The 17510-nt window shown below is 64.6% G+C and carries 23 protein-coding genes; 6 read left to right on the top strand and 17 right to left on the bottom strand.

The genetic code is table 11. The features are described from left to right. Positions 1-56: 56 nt before the first annotated feature. From V2I30_RS00220 to V2I30_RS00190, 7 genes are all read right to left on the bottom strand, one after another. A complete protein-coding gene (locus V2I30_RS00220) occupies positions 57-1160 on the bottom strand; it encodes a DUF2855 family protein (protein WP_330660103.1) in 1104 nt (367 codons plus the stop codon). A 25-nt stretch (positions 1161-1185) separates the two neighbouring features. Then, positions 1186-1818, bottom strand: a complete 633-nt coding sequence (locus V2I30_RS00215; RefSeq protein WP_330660042.1) for a glutathione S-transferase family protein — start codon at positions 1816-1818, stop codon at positions 1186-1188. A 12-nt stretch (positions 1819-1830) separates the two neighbouring features. Beyond that, on the bottom strand, positions 1831-2223 hold the full coding sequence (locus tag V2I30_RS00210; RefSeq protein WP_330660041.1) for a hypothetical protein: 393 nt from the start codon (positions 2221-2223) through the stop codon (positions 1831-1833). Positions 2224-2225: 2 nt separating this feature from the next. After that, positions 2226-3353, bottom strand: a complete 1128-nt coding sequence (dnaN, locus tag V2I30_RS00205) for a DNA polymerase III subunit beta (protein ID WP_330660040.1) — start codon at positions 3351-3353, stop codon at positions 2226-2228. A gap of 165 nt (positions 3354-3518) precedes the next feature. Beyond that, a complete protein-coding gene (fabG, locus tag V2I30_RS00200) occupies positions 3519-4271 on the bottom strand; it encodes a 3-oxoacyl-[acyl-carrier-protein] reductase (RefSeq protein WP_330660039.1) in 753 nt (250 codons plus the stop codon). Beyond that, on the bottom strand, positions 4271-5209 hold the full coding sequence (fabD, locus tag V2I30_RS00195) for an ACP S-malonyltransferase (RefSeq protein ID WP_330660038.1): 939 nt from the start codon (positions 5207-5209) through the stop codon (positions 4271-4273). The genes fabG and fabD overlap by 1 nt, the downstream gene beginning before the upstream one ends. Positions 5210-5239: 30 nt before the next feature. Next, entirely contained in the window at positions 5240-6070 is an 831-nt protein-coding gene (locus V2I30_RS00190; RefSeq protein ID WP_330660037.1) for an LD-carboxypeptidase, read from the bottom strand. 55 nt (positions 6071-6125) lie between these two features. Here V2I30_RS00190 and V2I30_RS00185 point away from each other — a divergent pair, with 55 nt between their 5' ends. Further along, entirely contained in the window at positions 6126-7583 is a 1458-nt protein-coding gene (locus V2I30_RS00185) for a glutamate ligase domain-containing protein (RefSeq protein ID WP_330660036.1), read from the top strand. Further along, positions 7583-7861 carry a hypothetical protein gene (locus tag V2I30_RS00180; protein WP_330660035.1) on the top strand — a complete coding sequence of 93 codons (279 nt, stop codon included), beginning with the start codon at positions 7583-7585 and terminating at the stop codon, positions 7859-7861. Before V2I30_RS00185 ends, V2I30_RS00180 begins: the two co-directional genes overlap by 1 nt. A 10-nt stretch (positions 7862-7871) precedes the next feature. Here V2I30_RS00180 and V2I30_RS00175 read toward each other — a convergent pair whose 3' ends face one another. Together V2I30_RS00175 and V2I30_RS00170 are read right to left on the bottom strand one after the other, a co-directional pair. Further along, positions 7872-8504, bottom strand: coding sequence for a glutathione S-transferase family protein (locus V2I30_RS00175; protein ID WP_330660034.1), 633 nt, complete (start codon positions 8502-8504; stop codon positions 7872-7874). Then, positions 8501-9466 (bottom strand): DUF808 domain-containing protein, encoded by a 966-nt coding sequence (locus tag V2I30_RS00170; protein WP_330660033.1) that lies wholly within the window; start codon positions 9464-9466, stop codon positions 8501-8503. The genes V2I30_RS00175 and V2I30_RS00170 overlap by 4 nt, the downstream gene beginning before the upstream one ends. 203 nt (positions 9467-9669) lie before the next feature. Between V2I30_RS00170 and rpsF the strand changes: the two genes are divergently transcribed. The 4 genes from rpsF (at position 9670) to V2I30_RS00150 (ending at position 12519) form a co-directional block, all read left to right on the top strand. Further along, on the top strand, positions 9670-10035 hold the full coding sequence (gene rpsF, locus V2I30_RS00165; protein WP_330660102.1) for a 30S ribosomal protein S6: 366 nt from the start codon (positions 9670-9672) through the stop codon (positions 10033-10035). After that, positions 10035-10259 carry a 30S ribosomal protein S18 gene (gene rpsR / locus V2I30_RS00160; protein ID WP_034904833.1) on the top strand — a complete coding sequence of 75 codons (225 nt, stop codon included), beginning with the start codon at positions 10035-10037 and terminating at the stop codon, positions 10257-10259. The genes rpsF and rpsR overlap by 1 nt, the downstream gene beginning before the upstream one ends. Positions 10260-10271: 12 nt before the next feature. Then, on the top strand, positions 10272-10955 hold the full coding sequence (gene rplI / locus V2I30_RS00155) for a 50S ribosomal protein L9 (protein WP_330660032.1): 684 nt from the start codon (positions 10272-10274) through the stop codon (positions 10953-10955). 115 nt (positions 10956-11070) lie between these two features. Beyond that, positions 11071-12519 carry an AMP nucleosidase gene (locus V2I30_RS00150; protein WP_330660101.1) on the top strand — a complete coding sequence of 483 codons (1449 nt, stop codon included), beginning with the start codon at positions 11071-11073 and terminating at the stop codon, positions 12517-12519. A gap of 15 nt (positions 12520-12534) precedes the next feature. On the opposite strand, the gene V2I30_RS00145 is transcribed toward V2I30_RS00150, so the two are convergent. The 8 genes from V2I30_RS00145 to V2I30_RS00110 form a co-directional block, all read right to left on the bottom strand. Beyond that, on the bottom strand, positions 12535-12876 hold the full coding sequence (locus V2I30_RS00145) for a helix-turn-helix domain-containing protein (protein WP_330660031.1): 342 nt from the start codon (positions 12874-12876) through the stop codon (positions 12535-12537). Further along, positions 12830-13117 carry a BrnT family toxin gene (locus V2I30_RS00140; protein ID WP_330660030.1) on the bottom strand — a complete coding sequence of 96 codons (288 nt, stop codon included), beginning with the start codon at positions 13115-13117 and terminating at the stop codon, positions 12830-12832. The genes V2I30_RS00145 and V2I30_RS00140 overlap by 47 nt, the downstream gene beginning before the upstream one ends. Positions 13118-13151: 34 nt before the next feature. Continuing rightward, positions 13152-14057 carry a 30S ribosomal protein S6--L-glutamate ligase gene (gene rimK / locus V2I30_RS00135; protein WP_330660029.1) on the bottom strand — a complete coding sequence of 302 codons (906 nt, stop codon included), beginning with the start codon at positions 14055-14057 and terminating at the stop codon, positions 13152-13154. 25 nt (positions 14058-14082) lie between these two features. Then, positions 14083-14529: an ATP-dependent zinc protease family protein gene (locus V2I30_RS00130; RefSeq protein ID WP_330660028.1), complete on the bottom strand. Its 447-nt coding sequence runs from the start codon at positions 14527-14529 to the stop codon at positions 14083-14085. Continuing rightward, positions 14526-15455, bottom strand: a complete 930-nt coding sequence (locus V2I30_RS00125) for a Vgb family protein (RefSeq protein WP_330660027.1) — start codon at positions 15453-15455, stop codon at positions 14526-14528. The genes V2I30_RS00130 and V2I30_RS00125 overlap by 4 nt, the downstream gene beginning before the upstream one ends. 84 nt (positions 15456-15539) lie before the next feature. Then, the gene (locus tag V2I30_RS00120) at positions 15540-16298 is read right to left on the bottom strand and encodes an alpha/beta fold hydrolase (protein ID WP_330660026.1); all 759 of its coding nucleotides are present in this window, start codon (positions 16296-16298) and stop codon (positions 15540-15542) included. Continuing rightward, positions 16288-16944: a 2-hydroxychromene-2-carboxylate isomerase gene (locus V2I30_RS00115; protein WP_330660025.1), complete on the bottom strand. Its 657-nt coding sequence runs from the start codon at positions 16942-16944 to the stop codon at positions 16288-16290. The genes V2I30_RS00120 and V2I30_RS00115 overlap by 11 nt, the downstream gene beginning before the upstream one ends. Positions 16945-16963: 19 nt before the next feature. After that, positions 16964-17506, bottom strand: a complete 543-nt coding sequence (locus tag V2I30_RS00110; RefSeq protein ID WP_330660024.1) for an aspartate-semialdehyde dehydrogenase — start codon at positions 17504-17506, stop codon at positions 16964-16966. Positions 17507-17510 lie beyond the last annotated feature (4 nt).

Raw genomic sequence — 17510 nt, 5'->3', positions numbered from 1 at the left:
TAAGGTAAATATAAGGTAAGGCGCGGCCCTATTTTACCTGAATGACTGCTCAACGACTAAGGCAGAATCACAACCCCCTTCGAGGGGTCGACTTCACCGCCGACCATTGCGACGAACGTCGCGCGCGCGGCCTCCAGCCCCTCGCGCCTCTCGATCTCCACCGTGCCTTCGACCGCGTTCAGGAAAGCGTGCCATTTCTCCGCAATCATCGCCCCGCCCTTTTCGGGGCCGTGCTCCTTGAAGAAGGCAACGAAATGGTCGGGTGCGAAGAACATTTCCGGCTTCGGCCCGGGCAGATCGGCGTCCTCGTGGAAGCTCGAGCGCGCCTCAATATGGGTGGCGCCGACGAGGCATGAATATTTGAGCGTGTCGGAAAAATGTTTGTGCAGCTTCGTAAGCACTTCGGCATTGCCGGCAAAATCGACGCTGACGCAGTCACGGATCGAGAGGTTGCCGATCTCGGCATAGGTATAGACCCTGTCGTAAAGCCCCGTTTCCTCGACGAAATCCGCGTTGCCCTCCGAGGTCAGGCCGATCCGCTTGATCTTGCGCGAATTTTCCTTGGCGACGCTGGCGAGCCCCATGGCCGTCTTCGATGATGCGCTGGTCAGCACCACTTCCTCGGCGCCGAACCAGTCCTTCGAGCGCATGAAATAGTCGATCATGAAACCGGTCTTGAACAGCGGGCCGTAGATCATCCGCTCGTCCTCGCGCGTTTCGTCGTGTTCGGGATCGGCGGCAAGACGGGTATACTGGTTGTAGACCGGGCTCATGGGCTGGCGATGCGCGGCGGTGTCGATGAACGATGCCGCACCGACCTTGCCCGGCCAGATGTCGAGATGGGTCGCCATCGGCAGGTAGCCATAGACCCGCTCGCCTACCACAATCTCGTCATGCCGGCTTTCGATCACCCGGGCATGGCCCCACATCGGTACAATGCCCTTACCGACCTCGTTGGTCCGCGGCGGGAAGAAGTTCCAGTAGCCGAAATTGTCGCCGACCACCGCATAGGTGACGTTGTTCGCCGTCACCGAAAAGCTCTCGATTGCGAGCCGCACCGCCCCGTCGGCAAGCTCGCCCGCCTCGACTTCTACGAGTTTCGCGTCCTGCAATTCCTGCTTCGACACGTGAACCTGCGACAATTGCATGAGAATCTCCACCAATCTGCGAGGCTCGTGTAGACGATCATTTTTCGCTTTCCCACCGGCTTGCACGGATCGAGGGACGCTTCTCGCATAGGGTGAGCCATGCGGCGAGCGCGTCGCATTGCGCGATCCCCGCCGCGCCCTGTGGGGTCATCTGGAGGGAGCGGATGATCGGATAGAGAAAGACGTCCGCCAGTGTGAAGCCGCAGGCGGTCCACGCGCCGTCTCGCTGCAGTTCGGCTTCCAGAAAGCCGAGCGCGCGGCCGATATCCGGTAATGCGCGGTTGATGGACTGCACGTCGAGCGGAAAGCCGCCATGGCGGTGCATGACATAGGGCATGACTAGACCGCGCTCGAACAGGAGGAAGAGATAATTGTTGCCGATGGCGATCCATGTGTCGGCGGTCGCGCGCGAGGCGGGTTCGCGCGGCTGCAGCGCGGCCGCATTGTGAGTGCTGTCCAGATAGTGCGCGATCGCGCCGCTTTCGATCAGTTCGAGTCCGTCCACCTCGACCACCGGCACCTTGCCGAACGGATGGCGGTTCTGCGGCGAGTTTGCCGGCGTCGGGATGATCTCGTGGGTGAGGCCGGCCTCTTCGCAGGTGATCTCGACGATGCGGGTATAGGTCGAGACGACCGTGCCGACGATCCTGACCTGTGCGGCTTCGGGCAAGCGGACCGGCCGTTATTCGCCACTCGGCAAGACCGCCTGCGCCTGGCGCAAGCGCTCGAGACGTCCGCCGAAGCTGCGCATTCGCACCGAACAGGTCTGCGCGATCTGAGTGGGGTCGGCGTTCTGGTATTCGGCGTAGCGCGCGGCGAAGGCTTCCGCGAGGCGGGTGCCCCGCTTCGCTTCATAGCGCCCGACGAAATAGGTGAAAGCGCCGGTGAGCGCGGTGCGGCTGTCGGGGGTCAGTTCGGCCTCGCTCTCCGCCATCAGCGCGCCGACATAGAGCGCGCAATCGAGATCGTCTTCGGGGGTGAAGCCGCCCTCGGAAGGCGCCGCGCCGTCTTGCGCGAGCACCGGTGTCGCCAGCAAAGCCCCGGCGGCGAGCGCGATCGTCCCCCCTCGCACCATCCCTAGACCCGCATCGGCATCAGCACATAAAGCGCCGGGCTCGACTCGCTCTCGCGGATCAGGGTCGGCGCGCCGGCATCGGCGAGATGCAGTTCGACCTCTTCCGCATCGAATTGGCCCAGGATGTCTTTCAGATAATTGGCGTTGAAACCGATCTCGAAGCCGTCGCTGGTATAGGACGCCATCAGTTCCTCGGCGGCATTGCCATTGTCGGGCGAAGTCACCGAAAGCGTCACCTTGTCGGTATCGAGCCCCATTTTGACCGCGCGGGTTTTCTCCGTGGCAATCGTCGCGACGCGGTCGACCCCTTCGAAGAACAGCTTGGGATCGACCTTCAGCAGCTTGTCATTGCCGGTCGGGATGACGCGGCTGTAATCGGGGAAGGTGCCGTCGATCAGCTTGCTGGTGAGCACTACTCCGCCCTCGCCGCCCAGCGTGAAGCGGATTTTCGAGGCCGAGAGATCGACCTGGACATTGCCGTCGAGCGCTTCCTCCAGCAGCTTGCGCAGCTCGCCCACCGCTTTGCGCGGCACGATCACGTCGGGCATTCCTTCCGCGCCGTCGGGGCGCGCGAGTGTGAAGCGCGCAAGCCGGTGTCCGTCGGTCGCCGCGGCCTTCAACACCGGCTCGTTGTCGTCGGTCACATGCAGGAAGATACCGTTCAGATAATAGCGGGTCTCCTCGGTCGAGATCGCGAAGCGCGTGCGGTCGATCATCTCGGCCAGCGTGCGCGCGGGCAGTTCGAAGGAGGTCGGAAGGTCGCCCTCTACGATCACCGGAAAGTCGTCGCGCGGCAGGGTGGGCAGCTTGAAGCGCGCGCGTCCGGCCTTGATTTCCATCCGGTTTTCCGCGGTTTCGAGGCTGACCTGCGAACCTTCGGGCAGCTTGCGCGCAATGTCGAACAGGAGATGGGCGGAAACGGTGAACGCGCCCGGGCTGTCGACCGAGGCGGCGCTCATCGTCTCGACCACCTGCAGATCGAGATCGGTCGCCATCACTTTCACGCTGCCCCCGTCCGAGGCGTCGATCAGCACGTTGGAGAGGATCGGGATGGTGTTGCGGCGCTCGACCACCGACTGGACGTGGGAGAGACACCGCAGCAGTGTCGCGCGTTCGATCGTGGCTTTCATCGCTCTGCCCTATCGCTTCGAGTGGCCCGGCGGCGGAAAGACGGAATCGCCCCCTCGCCAACCGTGAGATTGCGAAAAACCTTAGCGCCCCGGGCAAACCGGGCAAGTTCGCACTTTACACGACCCGAATTCGCTTGGGGATAAGGGCGCGCGCGGCGCTCCGCCTTAGCCGATCATCGCCATGCCGCCGTTCACGTGGATCGTCTCGCCGGTGACGTAGCCGGCCTCGCGGCTGGCGAGGAAGGTGGCGGCGGCGCCGATATCTTCGCCCGAACCCATCTTGCCCATCGGAATGCGGGCGTTGATCGCTTCGGCCTGTTTCTCGTCGAGCGACGTGGTCATCGCGGTGCGGATGAAGCCGGGCGCGATGCAATTTGCAGTGATGCCCCGGCTGGCGACTTCCTGCGCGAAGCTCTTGGTCATGCCGGTGAGCCCGGCCTTGGCGGCGCAATAATTCATCTGCCCCGGATTGCCGGTGTGCCCGACGACGCTGGTGATGTTGATGATCCGTCCGAACCGCGCCTTCATCATCGGGCGCGCGCTGGCACGCATCAGGCGGAAGGCGGCTTCGAGGTTGATCGAAACCACCTGGTCCCATTCCTCGTCCTTCATCCGCATAGCGAGGTTGTCGCGCGTGATCCCGGCATTGTTGACGAGAATGTCGATCCCGCCCAGCGTATCGAGCGTCGCGGGGATCAGCTCCTCGACCTGCTCGGTGTTCGACAGGTCGCAGGTGATCTCGACATGCTTGCCGCCGACCTCGTCGATCAGCTGTTCGCGAAAGACGCGCAGCTTGTCGCCATTGGACCCCGACAGCGCCACCCGCGCGCCCTGCGCCGCCAGCGCGGTCGCGATCGCCGAGCCGATCCCCCCGCTCGCACCCGTCACCAGCGCATTCATTCCATCGAGCTTGAACATCAAGCGATCTCCTTCGCAAAGGCTTCCATGTCTTCCATTGTCACGAGGCTCGCCGTGGCTGCTTCCTTCTCGATGCGGCCGATCATGGGGGTTAGCACCTTGCCGCCCAGTTCGACGAAGCGTTCGGCGCCGTCCTCACGCATGGCGAGCACGCTTTCGCGCCAGCGCACGCGGCCGGTGACCTGTTCGACGAGGAGCGCGCGCTCCTCGTCCGGGTCGACGATTTTCGCGGCGGTGACGTTGGCATAGACCGGCAGCGCCATCGCGCCCGGCGGTGTCTCGGCCAGCGCCTCTTCCATCCGTGTCGCAGCGGGCTGCATCAGCGAGCAGTGGAACGGGGCGGAGACGGGCAGCAGCACGCCGCGTTTGATGCCGTGATCCTTGACGATGCCGACCGCGCGTTCGATCGCGCCTTTGTGCCCCGAAATTACCACTTGCGATGGGTCGTTGTCATTGGCGATCTCGCACACTTGCCCCCCGGCTGCGGCCTTGGCGAGCGCGCCGGCTTTTTCGATGTCCGCGCCGAGTAACGCCGCCATCGCCCCCTCGCCCACCGGCACCGCGTCCTGCATCGCGCCGCCCCGCAGTTTGAGGAGCCTTGCGGCGCTGGCGAGGTCGAACGCTCCTACGGCGCACAGCGCCGAGTATTCGCCTAGCGAATGGCCGGCTACGCAGCCGCCTTTCTGCGCCAGATCGATGCCGAACTCGGCCCGTAGCACGCGGGCGGTGGCGATCGAATTGGCCATGATCGCCGGCTGCGCATTCTCGGTCAGCGTCAGCTGGTCTTCGGGCGCTTCGCGCATGATCGCCGAGAGCTTCAGGCCGAGCGCCTCGTCGACTTCCTCGAACACTTCGCGCGCGGCCGGGCTCGCCGCGGCGAGGTCGCTGCCCATGCCGACCTTCTGGCTGCCCTGTCCGGGAAAGATGAATGCGATCATATGCGTTGAAACTCCTCTTGGCGCGCCCGGTCAGGATGCGCGTGCCGGCCCGGCGAGGCCGAAGGGCACGACGTGATTGTCGGCGTAATGGCCGATCTTCGCGCGGCCGAGATAGGGGATGCCCGCCCGCGCGCACCAGAAGCGCGCGATCTCCTCCTCGTCCTGGCCGAATGCGGGGTCGTTTTCGTGAATGTCGGTCACCGCGCCCAGTTTCAGGCCGGCGACCCGCGGAAGGCTGCCGGCGAGCGCGAAGAACACGCGGTCGATGGCGTAGAGCGGTTCGCTCACCTCCTCTACCATGACGATATGCCCAGTGAGGTCCGGCATCATCGGCGTACGCGCCAGCATGGCGAGCGTGATGAGGTTGAAGGCGGCGGCGGGGATCGCGCCGTCGAGGCTCGGCTCGAGGCCCGACGTATCGCCCGCAAACCAGCGCAGCACGCGGCGCACCGCCTCGCGTCCGCGCTCCGAACGCGCGCTGATCGGCATCGAACCATGCGCGCATTGTCCGATCCCGGCGCGGTAGAGCGCACCCATAAGGTAGCCGCAGTCGGAAAAGCCGACATAGGTCTTGCTTCTCGCGCTGGCATTCATCCGCGCGACCGCCGCCTCGGCGATGCGGTTCGAGCCATAGCCGCCGCGTGCGAACCAGACCGCGTCGAAAGCGGGATCGTTGGCGCAATCGAGCAGGCCGTCCAGCCGGGTGAGATCGTCGCCGGCGAAGTGGCCGGCGCTGGCAAAGCATTGTTCGTGAAACGTCACCGAATGCTCGGCGAATTCCTGCGCCACCAGCGTCTCCAGCGCCGCGGCATGCTCGCGCGTGATCGCGCGCGCCGGCGCACAGATGGCGATATTCGTCATGGCGTCTCCCTATGGCGCTTGTCAGTCCCCTTGCAAGCCCATAACCATGCGCGTCATGGACGGGATCGAAGGCGAGGCGCTGAACGGGCGCCCTTTGTTTTTCTGCGGAATCGGCGGGTCGGGCATGCTGCCGCTGGCACAGCTGGCGAAGGGCTTCGGCTACGATGTCGCCGGATCAGATCGCAGTTTCGACCAGGGGCGCACGCCCGAAAAATTCGCCTGGCTCGAAGCCAATGGCTTTACCCTGTTTCCCCAGGACGGGAGCGGCATCACCTCCAGCGAACAGGTCCTGATCGCGTCGGCCGCGATCGAGGACGAGGTGCCCGAGGTCGCGCGCGCGAAAGAGCTGGGATGCGCGCGCCTCAGCCGGGCGGAGCTGCTGGCGCGCTTCTTCAACGACGCGTCCTACCCGATCGCGGTGGCGGGCACGTCGGGCAAGTCTACCGTCACCGGCATGATCGCCTGGATCCTTGCCGAGGGCGGCTATGATCCGACGGTGATGAACGGCGCGGTGATGAAGAATTTCGTCGGCGACGACAATCCATTCGCCAGCGCGCGGGTCGGCAGCCCCCGGGTCTTCGTCAGCGAAGTCGACGAGAGCGACGGCTCGATCGCGCTGTTCAAGCCGCTGATCGGCGTGCTCCTCAATGTCAGCCTCGATCACAAGTCGATGGACGAACTGCGCGCGCTGTTCGGCGATTTCGTGGGCGCGGCGGACCGCGCGGTGCTCAATTTCGACGATCCCGAAGCGCGCGCACTTTCGCGGCGGGCGAAAAAGCCCCAGCGCCGGATGGACCGCAAGCACATCCATATCGTGAGCTTCGCCGTGCGCGATCAGAGGGCCGACATCACGGTCGAACCCGATTCGATCGATCAGAGCGCGCTCGGGATCCGCGCCGCGGTGATCGACAATCGCAGCCGCGAGGTCTTTCCGCTGATCCTGCCGATGCCGGGCATGCACAACCTGTCGAACGCGCTCGCCGCGATCGCCGCGCTCTCGGCCGCCGGGATGGACGTCAAGCGCGCGGTCTATGCACTGCGCGGCTTCAAGGGGCTGGCGCGGCGGTTCGACGTGGTGGGGACGACGCCGGGCGGGGTCACGGTGATCGACGATTTCGGGCACAATCCGGAGAAATGCGCCGCGACCCTGCGCACGCTCAAAGCGACGCCGGGCCGGGTCATCGCCTTCTTCCAGCCGCATGGCTACGGTCCGCTGCAGCAGATGGGCGAGGAACTAGCCGCCACCTTCGCGCGCGAACTCGGGCCTGAAGACATGACCATCATGTGCGATCCGGTCTATTTCGGCGGCACGGTCGATCGCAGCGAAGGTTCCGAGCGGATCGTCGCCATGATCGCGGACCAGGGTGGGCGAGCCGAGCATATCGCCGAGCGCGATGCCTGCGCCGATCGGATCGTCGAACTGGCGCAAGAGGGCGACCGCGTGGTCGTCATGGGCGCGCGCGACGACACGCTCAGCACCTTCGCCCGTTCGATTTTCGAGCGGCTCGCGTGATGGTCTACGAAAATGCGCGCCGCCATGCCTGGTTCATGGCGGGGGCCCTCATCCTGTCGATCCTGTTCGTGGCGGTGATCGACCGCTATTTCGGCCATTCGACCATCGCATTCGGCGTGGCGATCATCGGCCTCGTGATCGCGAACCGGCGGATGCTGACCTATAATTGCCCGACCTGCGGCAAGAACCTGTTCTTTCGCGGGATTTTGGTGGTCCCCTGGCCCAACCGGGTGTGCGGCAAGTGTGGGACCAGGCTGGCGGACCCGGAGGGACAGTGACGGGCGCGGTTCAAGACGCTGAGCCCGCTTCCTCCCTCGCGACCGCCCGCCGATATGCCTCGCGCGCGGTCAATTGTTCGCGGTAGTTGCGCAGACTAGCGGGCAGGCGGTCATCGAGGCCGACCTTCTCGGCCAGGATCAGCGCATAGCCAATACAGATATCGGCGACGGTGAACCGGTTCGCGCACAGGAATTCGCGCCCCTGCAGCCGCTCCTCAACTTTGACCAGCCGCTTCTCGAACCAGGTCGCATAGGCCTCGCCCGCTTCGCTCCAGCCCTTTTGCTTTTCGAAGATGGCGAAGCGCATGAAAACGGTCTGCGGAAAGGTCAGCGTCGCATCGGCGTGATAAGTGAAGTCGAGATAGGCGCCGTAATCCACCTCGTCCGGTCCGACGATAAGTGCGTCCGCCCCGCCCTTTACAGCAAGATAATGGGCGATGGCGCAGCTTTCGGTCATGCGCGTCTCCCCGTCCTCGAGCAGCGGCACGGTGCCCAGCGGATTGATCTCGAGATATTCGGGCGCCTTGTGACGCGGCGGGAAGGGCAAGACGCGAAGGTCGAGATCGACCCCCGCCTCCTCCGCCGCCCAGGTCGCGCGCAGCCCCCGCGAACCTGCGCAGGTATGAAGGACGGGCAACGTCATGCGGCCTCTCCCGCCGGCTCATCATGCGTGTTCCCGATGCCGAGCACCTTGTGAATGACGAAAGCGATGACGAAACCCAGTGCGAGCCCGAGCACGGCGGAAATTGCGGCATAGGTCAGCCAGCCGAGCACGCCCGCCAGTGCGCCCACCGCGTCTTTAACCGCATATTCGGCGCCATGCGCGATCTCGTAGAACAGGTCGAAGCCAATCTCGTGCGTGCCGTGAATGATGATGCCGCCGCCGACCCACAGCATCGCGACCGTGCCGATGAAGGAGAGCGCGGTCAGCAATTTGGGCACGAAGGCGACCAGCCCTTCGCCGAAGGAACGCTTCGCCGCGCTGCCCGATTTCGCCATGGCCAGGCCGATATCGTCGAGCTTCACGATGATCGCGACCGTCCCGTAGACCAGCACGGTGACCGCAAAGCCGACCAGTGCCAGCGCGAGCGCCCGCTCCCACCAGGTCGGCAGGTCGAGCTCGTTCAGCACGATCGCCATGATTTCCGCCGAGAGAATCAGATCGGTGCGCACCGCCCCGGCGACCCGCTTGTTCTCGAACTCGACCGGGTCCTCGATTACGTCGTCGACCGTCTTGCCGTGCTTCGCCCCGCCCAGCTTTTCCATCACCTTTTCCGCGCCTTCGTAGCACAGGAAGGCGCCGCCCAGCATGAGGATGTAGATGATGACCCAGGGCAGGAATTCGGAAAGCAGGATCGCGCCCGGAAGCAGGATCACCATCTTGTTGAACAGGCTGCCCTTGGTGATCTTCCAGATGATCGGCAATTCGCGCGCTGGCGACAGGCCGGTGACGTAGCTCGGCGTCACCGCCGCATCGTCGATCACCACGCCCGCCGTCTTCGAACCCGCGCGCCCCGCGGCGGCGGCGATATCGTCGACCGAGGCGGAGGCGGCTCTGGCGATCACCGCGACATCGTCGAGCAGTGCGGTCAGACCTGAGGGCATATGGCGGATTATCCTGGTTGCGGTTTATTCAAGAACCGCCGCCTGCCGCCCCCGTTCCCCGCGCGCAAGACTTGCATTACCGGGCCAAGGCGCTATGTGCGCCCATCCCCTGCCGTAGTGCGAGGGATATCGAAGAAAGCCGGAGGGGCCCCGCAATGGTGCGGACAAGCCAACGATCGGCATTGCAAATGAAGGAACGCGAGATGGCTCTTTACGAGCATATCTTCCTCGCGCGTCAGGACTTATCGCAGTCCCAGGTAGACGCGCTGGCGGCCACGGCGACCGAAATCGTCGAAGCGAACGAAGGCAAGGTCACGAAGACCGAAACCTGGGGCCTCAAGTCCCTCGCCTACAAGATCGATCGCAATCGCAAGGCGCATTTCGTAATGCTCAATATCGACGCGCCGGGCACGGTGGTCGAGGAGCTGGAACGCCAGACCCGCATCAACGAAGACGTCATCCGCTACATGACCATCCGCGTGGAAGAGCACGAGGAAGGCCCGTCCGTGATGATGCGCAAGAACGAGCGCGACTCCAAGAAGCGCCGCGATCGTGAGGAGCGCAACTGATGGCCCGTCCATTTTTCCGCCGCCGCAAGTCCTGCCCCTTCTCGGGCAACGATGCACCAAAGATCGATTACAAGGACGTGCGCCTGCTCCAGGGCTTCATGTCCGAACGTGGCAAGATCGTACCGTCGCGCATCACCGCCGTTTCCGCCAAGAAGCAGCGTGAGCTCGCCAAAGCCATCAAGCGCGCGCGTCACATCGGCTTGCTGCCGTACATCGTGAAGTAAGGAGAGAGACTCATGGATATCATTCTCCTCCAGCGCATCCAGAACCTGGGTTCGATCGGCGACGTCGTCACCGTGAAGGATGGCTATGCCCGCAACTTCCTGCTTCCGCAGAAGAAGGCCCTGCGCGCAAACGACGCCAACAAGAAGGTGTTCGAAGCCAATCGCGAGCGTCTCGAGAAAGAGAACGCCGAGCGTCGCAGCGAAGCCGAAAAGGCGGGCGGAAAGGTCGAGGGCGCCGAAGTCGTCCTGATCCGCGCCGCGTCCAATGCCGGCCAGCTCTACGGCTCTGTCAACGTCCGCGACATGGTCGCCGGTCTCAATGACAAGGGCCATGACATCGACAAGAAGCAGGTCATCATGGGCGCGCCGATCAAGACGATCGGCATGCACGATGTGACCGTGGCGTTGCACCCCGAGGTGCATGTGACCGTCAAGGCCAATGTCGCGCGCTCCGATGACGAAGCCGAGCTGCAGTCGCAGGGCGTCGACGTCCTCGCCCAGCTGTTCGAGGAAGAGCAGCGCGAGATCGAGGAAGCGGCCGAAGCGAACCGCACCGATCCCAACCTCGAGCCGGGCGAAATCCCCGAAGAACTGTTCGAAGACGGAGTTGCGAAGCCAGAAGAGGTCACCGAGACCGAGGCTCTCATCGAGGCGACCGATCCCAAGACGGACGAAACCGGCGGAGAGCCTGCCTGAGGCAGCTTCTCCCGCGATATCACGTCAAAACGGGCGCGGTGGTCGTTTGACCCCCGCGCCCTTTTTGTAAGAGCTGTCTTTGAAGCGCATCAGAAGCAAGGCTATCGCCACCGGCATGACCCCGATCCCCGAAATCCTCGAACGCTTGCAGAGCGAATACGAAGCCGCCGTCTCGGCCCTGCGCGACGACGTCATCGCCTACGGCCAGACCGGCGCCGTCCCCCCGCGGCGCAAGCGTGAGGATGGCAGCTACGCCTATCCTTCGCTGACGCTGCATTATTCCGGTATCGGCGACCCCAAGGATCGCAGCCGCGCTTTCGGGCGGCTGGAAATGGTCGGCACCTACACCACCACGGTGACCCGCCCCGATCTTTTCGCGCGCTATCTTGCCGAACAGATCGGACTGATCGCCGACGAATACGAAATCGAGGTCGAAGTCGGGCGCTCGCGCCAGGAAATCCCCTTCCCCTACGTGCTCGACGGGGATGCGGGCGCCGCCGTCAAGGGCACCCCGCCCTCCGAAATCGCGCAGCATTTCCCCTCGACCGACCTCTCACTCATCGGCGACGAGCTTGCCGACGGGATCGAATTTGCCGAGCATCAGGCAATGCCGCTGTCGCTGTTCGACGGCCTACGCACCGATTATTCGCTCGCGCGCCTCGCGCATTACACCGGCACCGCGGTCGAGGATTTCCAGGACTTCATCCTGTTCACGAACTATCATCGCTATGTCGATGAATTCGTGAACTGGGGCGCGCGCCAGATCGGCCCGAACGATCGCGGCACCGGCTATACCGGCCTGTCGGGCGCGGGCGGCCTGTCGATCGAGACCGCGACCGAAAATGCGCAAGCCCAGTTGAACGACACCGCCTGGCGCCGGCACCAGATGCCCGCCTATCACCTGAAGCGCGCCGACAAGCGCGGTATCACGCTCGTCAATATTGGCGTCGGACCGTCCAATGCGAAGACGATCTGCGATCACCTCGCCGTGCTGCGCCCGCATGCGTGGATGATGATCGGCCATTGCGGCGGCGTGCGTTCGAGCCAGAAGATCGGCGACTTCGTTCTCGCCCATGCCTATCTGCGCGACGATCACGTGCTTGATGCCGTGCTGCCGCCCGAGATCCCGATCCCGCCGATCGCCGAAGTGCAGCAGGCGCTCGCCCTCGCCGCCGAGGACGTCTCGGGCGTTCAGGGTGCGAACCTCAAGCAGCGCATGCGCACCGGCACTGTCGTCACTACCGACGATCGCAACTGGGAATTGCACTATTCCTCGAGCGCCAAACGCTTCTCGCAAAGCCGCGCCATCGCGGTCGAAATGGAAAGCGCCACCATCGCTGCCCAAGGCTATCGCTTCCGCGTCCCCTACGGCACGCTGCTATGCGTCTCGGACAAGCCGCTCCACGGCGAGATCAAGCTGCCCGGACAGGCCAACAAGTTCTACGAAGAAGCCATCGCCGCGCATCTGCAAATCGGCCTGGAGGCGGTCGCAAGGCTGCGCGACGAAGGCGACCGGCTGCATTCGCGGAAGTTGCGGGCATTTAACGAGCCGCCGTTTAGGTAATCGATCGCGCTCAGCTCATGCCGACACGGCCTTGGCGACCCGCTCCGGCTCGGCCGCAATCACTTTCAAGAAGGATCGCACCGCGGGCGGAGGCATGGTACGACCTATCTCGTATTGCCGGATATTGGCCACGGGAATGCCGTAGCGCTCGGCAAACTCGGTTTGGCTCAAATCGAGGCTGTGGCGAAGCATGCGAATAAAGCGTCCCATCCGCGCCCGTTTCAGCGCAGCGACACTCACATCGCGATCTTCGGGGTCTTCGGGGTCGGCAGGCAGGCCTATCGACTGTTCGTCATCCTTCCTGACGACATCATCGTCCGGATAGATCGGCGTAGGCTTCGTATTGTCGTTGCTCACCGCCGTTGCTCCTTCTCACCGAAATCAAGCGAACTGTCGAACCGCGCAGAGTGTATACCGCGGTCCAAACTTTCCCGTCGATCACACCTATCGCTTTCAGGCGGTTCTCACCATCGGTCTGTCTGGACGCGTCGATAACCAGACGAAACACATCATCGAAAACCCGTTCACCGAACGCGAGCGATACGCCGTGCTTCGCGCGATTGGTGGCATCCTTCGCCGGGTCGTACTCGACCTTCATATATGTAAATTACATATACCCGTCAATCGCACCCTCACCCCTTCCCCTTGGTCTTCGTCTTCCCCGCCTTCGCATTGCCTTCGATAAACTCGACAATCATGCCGGCGATGTCCTTGCCGGTGGCGTTTTCGATGCCTTCTAGGCCGGGGGAGGAATTCACTTCCATGATGACCGGGCCGTGGTTGGAGCGCAGGAGATCGACGCCGCAGACGTTGAGTCCCATCGCTTTGGCTGCGCGCACCGCGGTCGAGCGTTCCTCTGGCGTGATCTTGATGAGCTGCGCGCTGCCGCCGCGGTGAAGGTTCGAGCGGAATTCGCCTTCCGCCCCCTGCCGCTTCATCGCCGCGACCACCTTGCCGCCGACCACCAGGCAGCGAATGTCCGATCCGCCGGCTTCCTTGATAAATTCCTGCACCATGATCGCGATATTCGCGCCGCGAAACGCCTCGATGATTGACGCGCCGCCCTTCAGCGTCTCGGCCAGCACCACGCCGATCCCCTGCGTCCCTTCGAGCAGCTTGATGACCACCGGCGGGCCGTTGACCGCCTTGATGATCTCCTCGGCCGCCTTGGGATCATTGGCATAGGCGGTTAGCGGCAGTCCGAGGCCGTATTTCGCCATGATCTGGGTCGAACGCAGCTTGTCGCGGCTGCGCCCGATGGCGACGCTTTCATTCAAGGACCATACCCCCGCCATCTCGAACTGGCGAAGCACGGCAAGGCCATAGCTGGTGATCGAGGCGCCGATGCGCGGGATCACCGCCTCGTAGCCGCTCAGGGTTTCGCCGCGATACATGATCGTCGGGCGATGGCTGGCGATGTTCACGGTGCAGCGCGTCGTGTTGAGGATGTCGAGCTCGTGCCCGCGCGCCTCCGCCGCCTCCTTCAGCCGCGTGTGCGAATAGAGGTTCGGATTGCGGGCAAGCATGGCGATTTTCATGGGACGGGCCTTTCGAGCGGTGGTTTCAAACTGTCTTACCCCGCGCCGCCGGCGATTGCAGCCAGGAATGTCCGGCATCGACCGCGAAGCGGCGACGTAAGGCTGTGCGCCCGATCAGCATCGGAAACTGCATGTCGGAACGGTCCGCGAGGGAAAGCTCGGCGCGAAATTCATGCGGGCCGATGCGCAGCGGGGTCTTGATGACGAAGCGCTGCTGGGTCTCGCCGTTGGAGCTGGTGATGCCGCGCCGGTCGACCTGAACCGCCTCGCCCTCATGCGCGATATCGTCCCAGTCGACCGCGAAGCGCACGAAGGGCTTGCCGCCCCGCTCGAACCGGTCGAGCACGCGGGCATGGAGCGATGATGTGCGCGCGCCGGTGTCGATCTTCGCGGGGATGCCGGAAAGGCCGATACCGGGCAGGTCGATGAGCTCGCGCCAGCCGACCACAGGCAAAGAGATGGGTGCGTTCATGGCAGGATCGCCAGCCCGTCGCCGCCTTCGCCGCCGGGCAGCCGGCGCAACACCTCGCCGCTCGCATAATCGACCTCGGCGATGGTGTTGCTGCCGGTTTCGGCGACATAGATGCGCCTGCCATCGTCCGACCACAGGATCGTCACCTGCTGACGCCGCTCCGCCTCCTGGGGCGAGGAGACGGCAATCGTCCTGACCACTCGCGCGGCGGGCAGGTCGATAACGCTAAGGCTACCATCAGCCAGGTCGGAGGTGACCGCGACGTCGCCCTGCGGCCGGATCGCGAGCCGCAAGGGGAAGGCCCCGGTGGAAAGCGTCTCGCGCACCTCCATCGTCGCCGGGTCGAGGGCAAATGCCTGGTTCGAGCCGCGCGCGGACACCCACAGCGTCTCGCCATCTGGAGCCAGCGCGATGCCCTCGGGTTCCTCGCCGACCGTCACCGACAGCGGATCGCGCGCGCCCGTCAGGTCGATCCGGGTGACCGTGCGCGAGCCGAGATCGGTGGTCCAGGCGACATCTTCGCCGGGCGCAACGGCAAGCATGTGGCTGCCCTCTTTGCCGGTCGCGAACTCGGTCAGCGCCGCCGCGTGTCCCGGCGCCCAGTCGATGCGGAAGATCGAGCGGCGTCCCTCCGCGGTCGCATAGAGCATCCCGCTGTCATGCCAGACGATGCCGTGCGGGCGGGCATTGGCGCCGAAATCGATACTGACGATGCGCACGAGGTCCGATGTCTGAAAGATGTCGACGTTGGTCCCGCCATAACAGGCGAGCGCGACGTGCTTCGCGTCGGGCGAGGTGGCGAGTTCGTGCGGATTGGTGCAGGCGTCGCGCCGCAGCACCTCCTCGCCGCTTGCGAGATCGACTTTGGTCAGCGTATTGCCGCGTTTCTGCGCGACGAACAGCGTGCCCTCGCTCGCTGCCGGCACCGCGGCGGCGGGAAGCGGATCGGCGACAGGCTGGCAGGCGCAAAGCGCGAGAATGGCCGCCAGGATGGTCCAGCTTCGTATGGCTTATTCTCCCTCCAGGAACCGGACGATCGCCTCGCCCAATTCGGGCTTGGTCACGCTGTTGAGATGATTGCCCGGCACCTCGATATAGCGCGCGTCGGGCAGCTTTTCGGCAAGCGCCTCGCCCGAACCGTTATCGCCGTCCTCCTTGCCGCAGATGACGGCGACCGGCATGGCGATGTCGCCGAGGCTGGCGAGATAGAACGGTCCCATCCCGTCCAGCAGCAACCGCGCGGCGGCGCGGTCCACCCCTTGCGATTTCAGGAAACTGCGCGCGGTGTAGAGCGGGCTGCCGGGGCGGATGGTGTCGAATTCGTCGATGACGCGCTTGAAATGGTCCGCCCGCCGTTCCCATTCGGAAAGGCCTTCGAGCCCCATGCCGCAGGCTACAAGCCGGCGCGGCGCAAGCACACCGCTCGCGCATGCATGAAGCGCCGTACGCGCCCCGAGCGAGAAGCCGACGAGATCGTATTCGCCCTCGCTTAGCCCGCAATGCGCGACCAGTGCCTGCGCATCGCGCACCAGCACCCCCTCGGGATAGGCGGCCGCCTCGCGCGGCGCCTCGCTTTCCCCATGCACGCGAAAATCGAGCATGATCGCCTCGAACCCCGCATCGGCGAGGCGCTCGTGATGACCCCACTTCATCCAGTTCATATGCGCGCTGGAAAACAGGCCGTGGAGGAGGATAACGGGCCGCCCTTCGCCGGCGCGGTGAATGGCAAGGCGGGTGCCGTCGAAACTTTCGATCATCTCAGTCGCCATGCTTCGCCAATCCCTTCTGCTCCATGCGCCAGCGTGCGACGTCGATCCGGTCCTGGCCGAAGAAAGGTTCGCCTTCGAATACCAGCGTCGGCACGCCCCAATGTCCGGCGGCTTCCAGCGCGCGTTGGTTTTCCTCGATTTCGCCATCGAGCGCCTCGGCGTCGCTCTCCGCCTCGGCGTCGAGTTCGGCGAGGTTCAGCCCCGCGCGCGCGGCTGTGTTGGCGAGGTGGTCGCCAGTGTGCCAGTCGTCGACTTCGCCTGAGAAGATCAGCGTCGACACCTCGCAGGCGAAGTCGAGCCCGCGCCCGCGCCGCGCTGCCGCCTGGCCCAAGCGGACGAGGCGGCGGATGTAGGGCTGCTCTTCGGCGACACGGTGCATTTCGGGGTCCTGCACGATCGGGTCGGGCCGCGGCCAGCGGAAGGGGATGCCGCGCATCTGTGCAACCCGGTAGGCGTCCATAAGGATGTAGCGCGGGGCGGCGGGATTGCCGGTGAAGAGGATGTCGGGATCGCGGATCGCGATCGGCCAGACGGCGCGCAGCTTAATCTCGAGATCGTATTCGCGCACCATCTCGCGATAGCGACCGATCGCGAGATAGGAATAGGGCGAGCGGAAGCTGAAGAAGAGATCGGCTGCGAGCGTCATGCTCGCCGCCCCGCGACGTTCACCGGAAAAAACACTGCGTCCCCGCATAGAGCATCGCCACTTCGCCGTCTTCGATGAACCCGCCAAGCTCATCGCCGACGATGAATTCGTCGCCCAGCGTACTGCCCTTGATCGGCGCGAAGCCGGGCGCGGCTTTGGCTTGCGCCTGTGGCGTGCCGAGCGCGACGTCCGCGTCGACCTCGATATTCACGGCGCTTTCGCCGAGACGCCAGCCGACGAGGCGCTCGTCCTGGAAATGGACGTGCAGATCGCCGGGATAGCGCACCATAGCCATCGGCCCCGCCCCGCATTCATCGTTCATGGACGCCTCGCCCGCCTCGCCCAGCACATCTTCGAGCGCCGCCGTGACCTCGGCCTGCCCGGCGGAGAAGAAGAAGCTCTCCGCGCCCGCGACCAGCCCCTGCGAATGGAGCGCCACCAATTCCTCGTCGATTTCGGCGCCGGCCTCTGCCCCGGCCTGCCGCTCGGCCGGGGAAGGCACGTCGTTGCCGCCGCAACCGGCCAGCAGCGCAGCGAGTGCGGCGAGAGCCAGTGTCCGCATGATC

Origin of the sequence: Erythrobacter sp. (genome assembly GCF_036351135.1) — a bacterium.
In the GTDB taxonomy this organism is placed as follows: domain Bacteria; phylum Pseudomonadota; class Alphaproteobacteria; order Sphingomonadales; family Sphingomonadaceae; genus Erythrobacter.
This window is presented reverse-complemented; position numbering and strand designations above follow the sequence as displayed.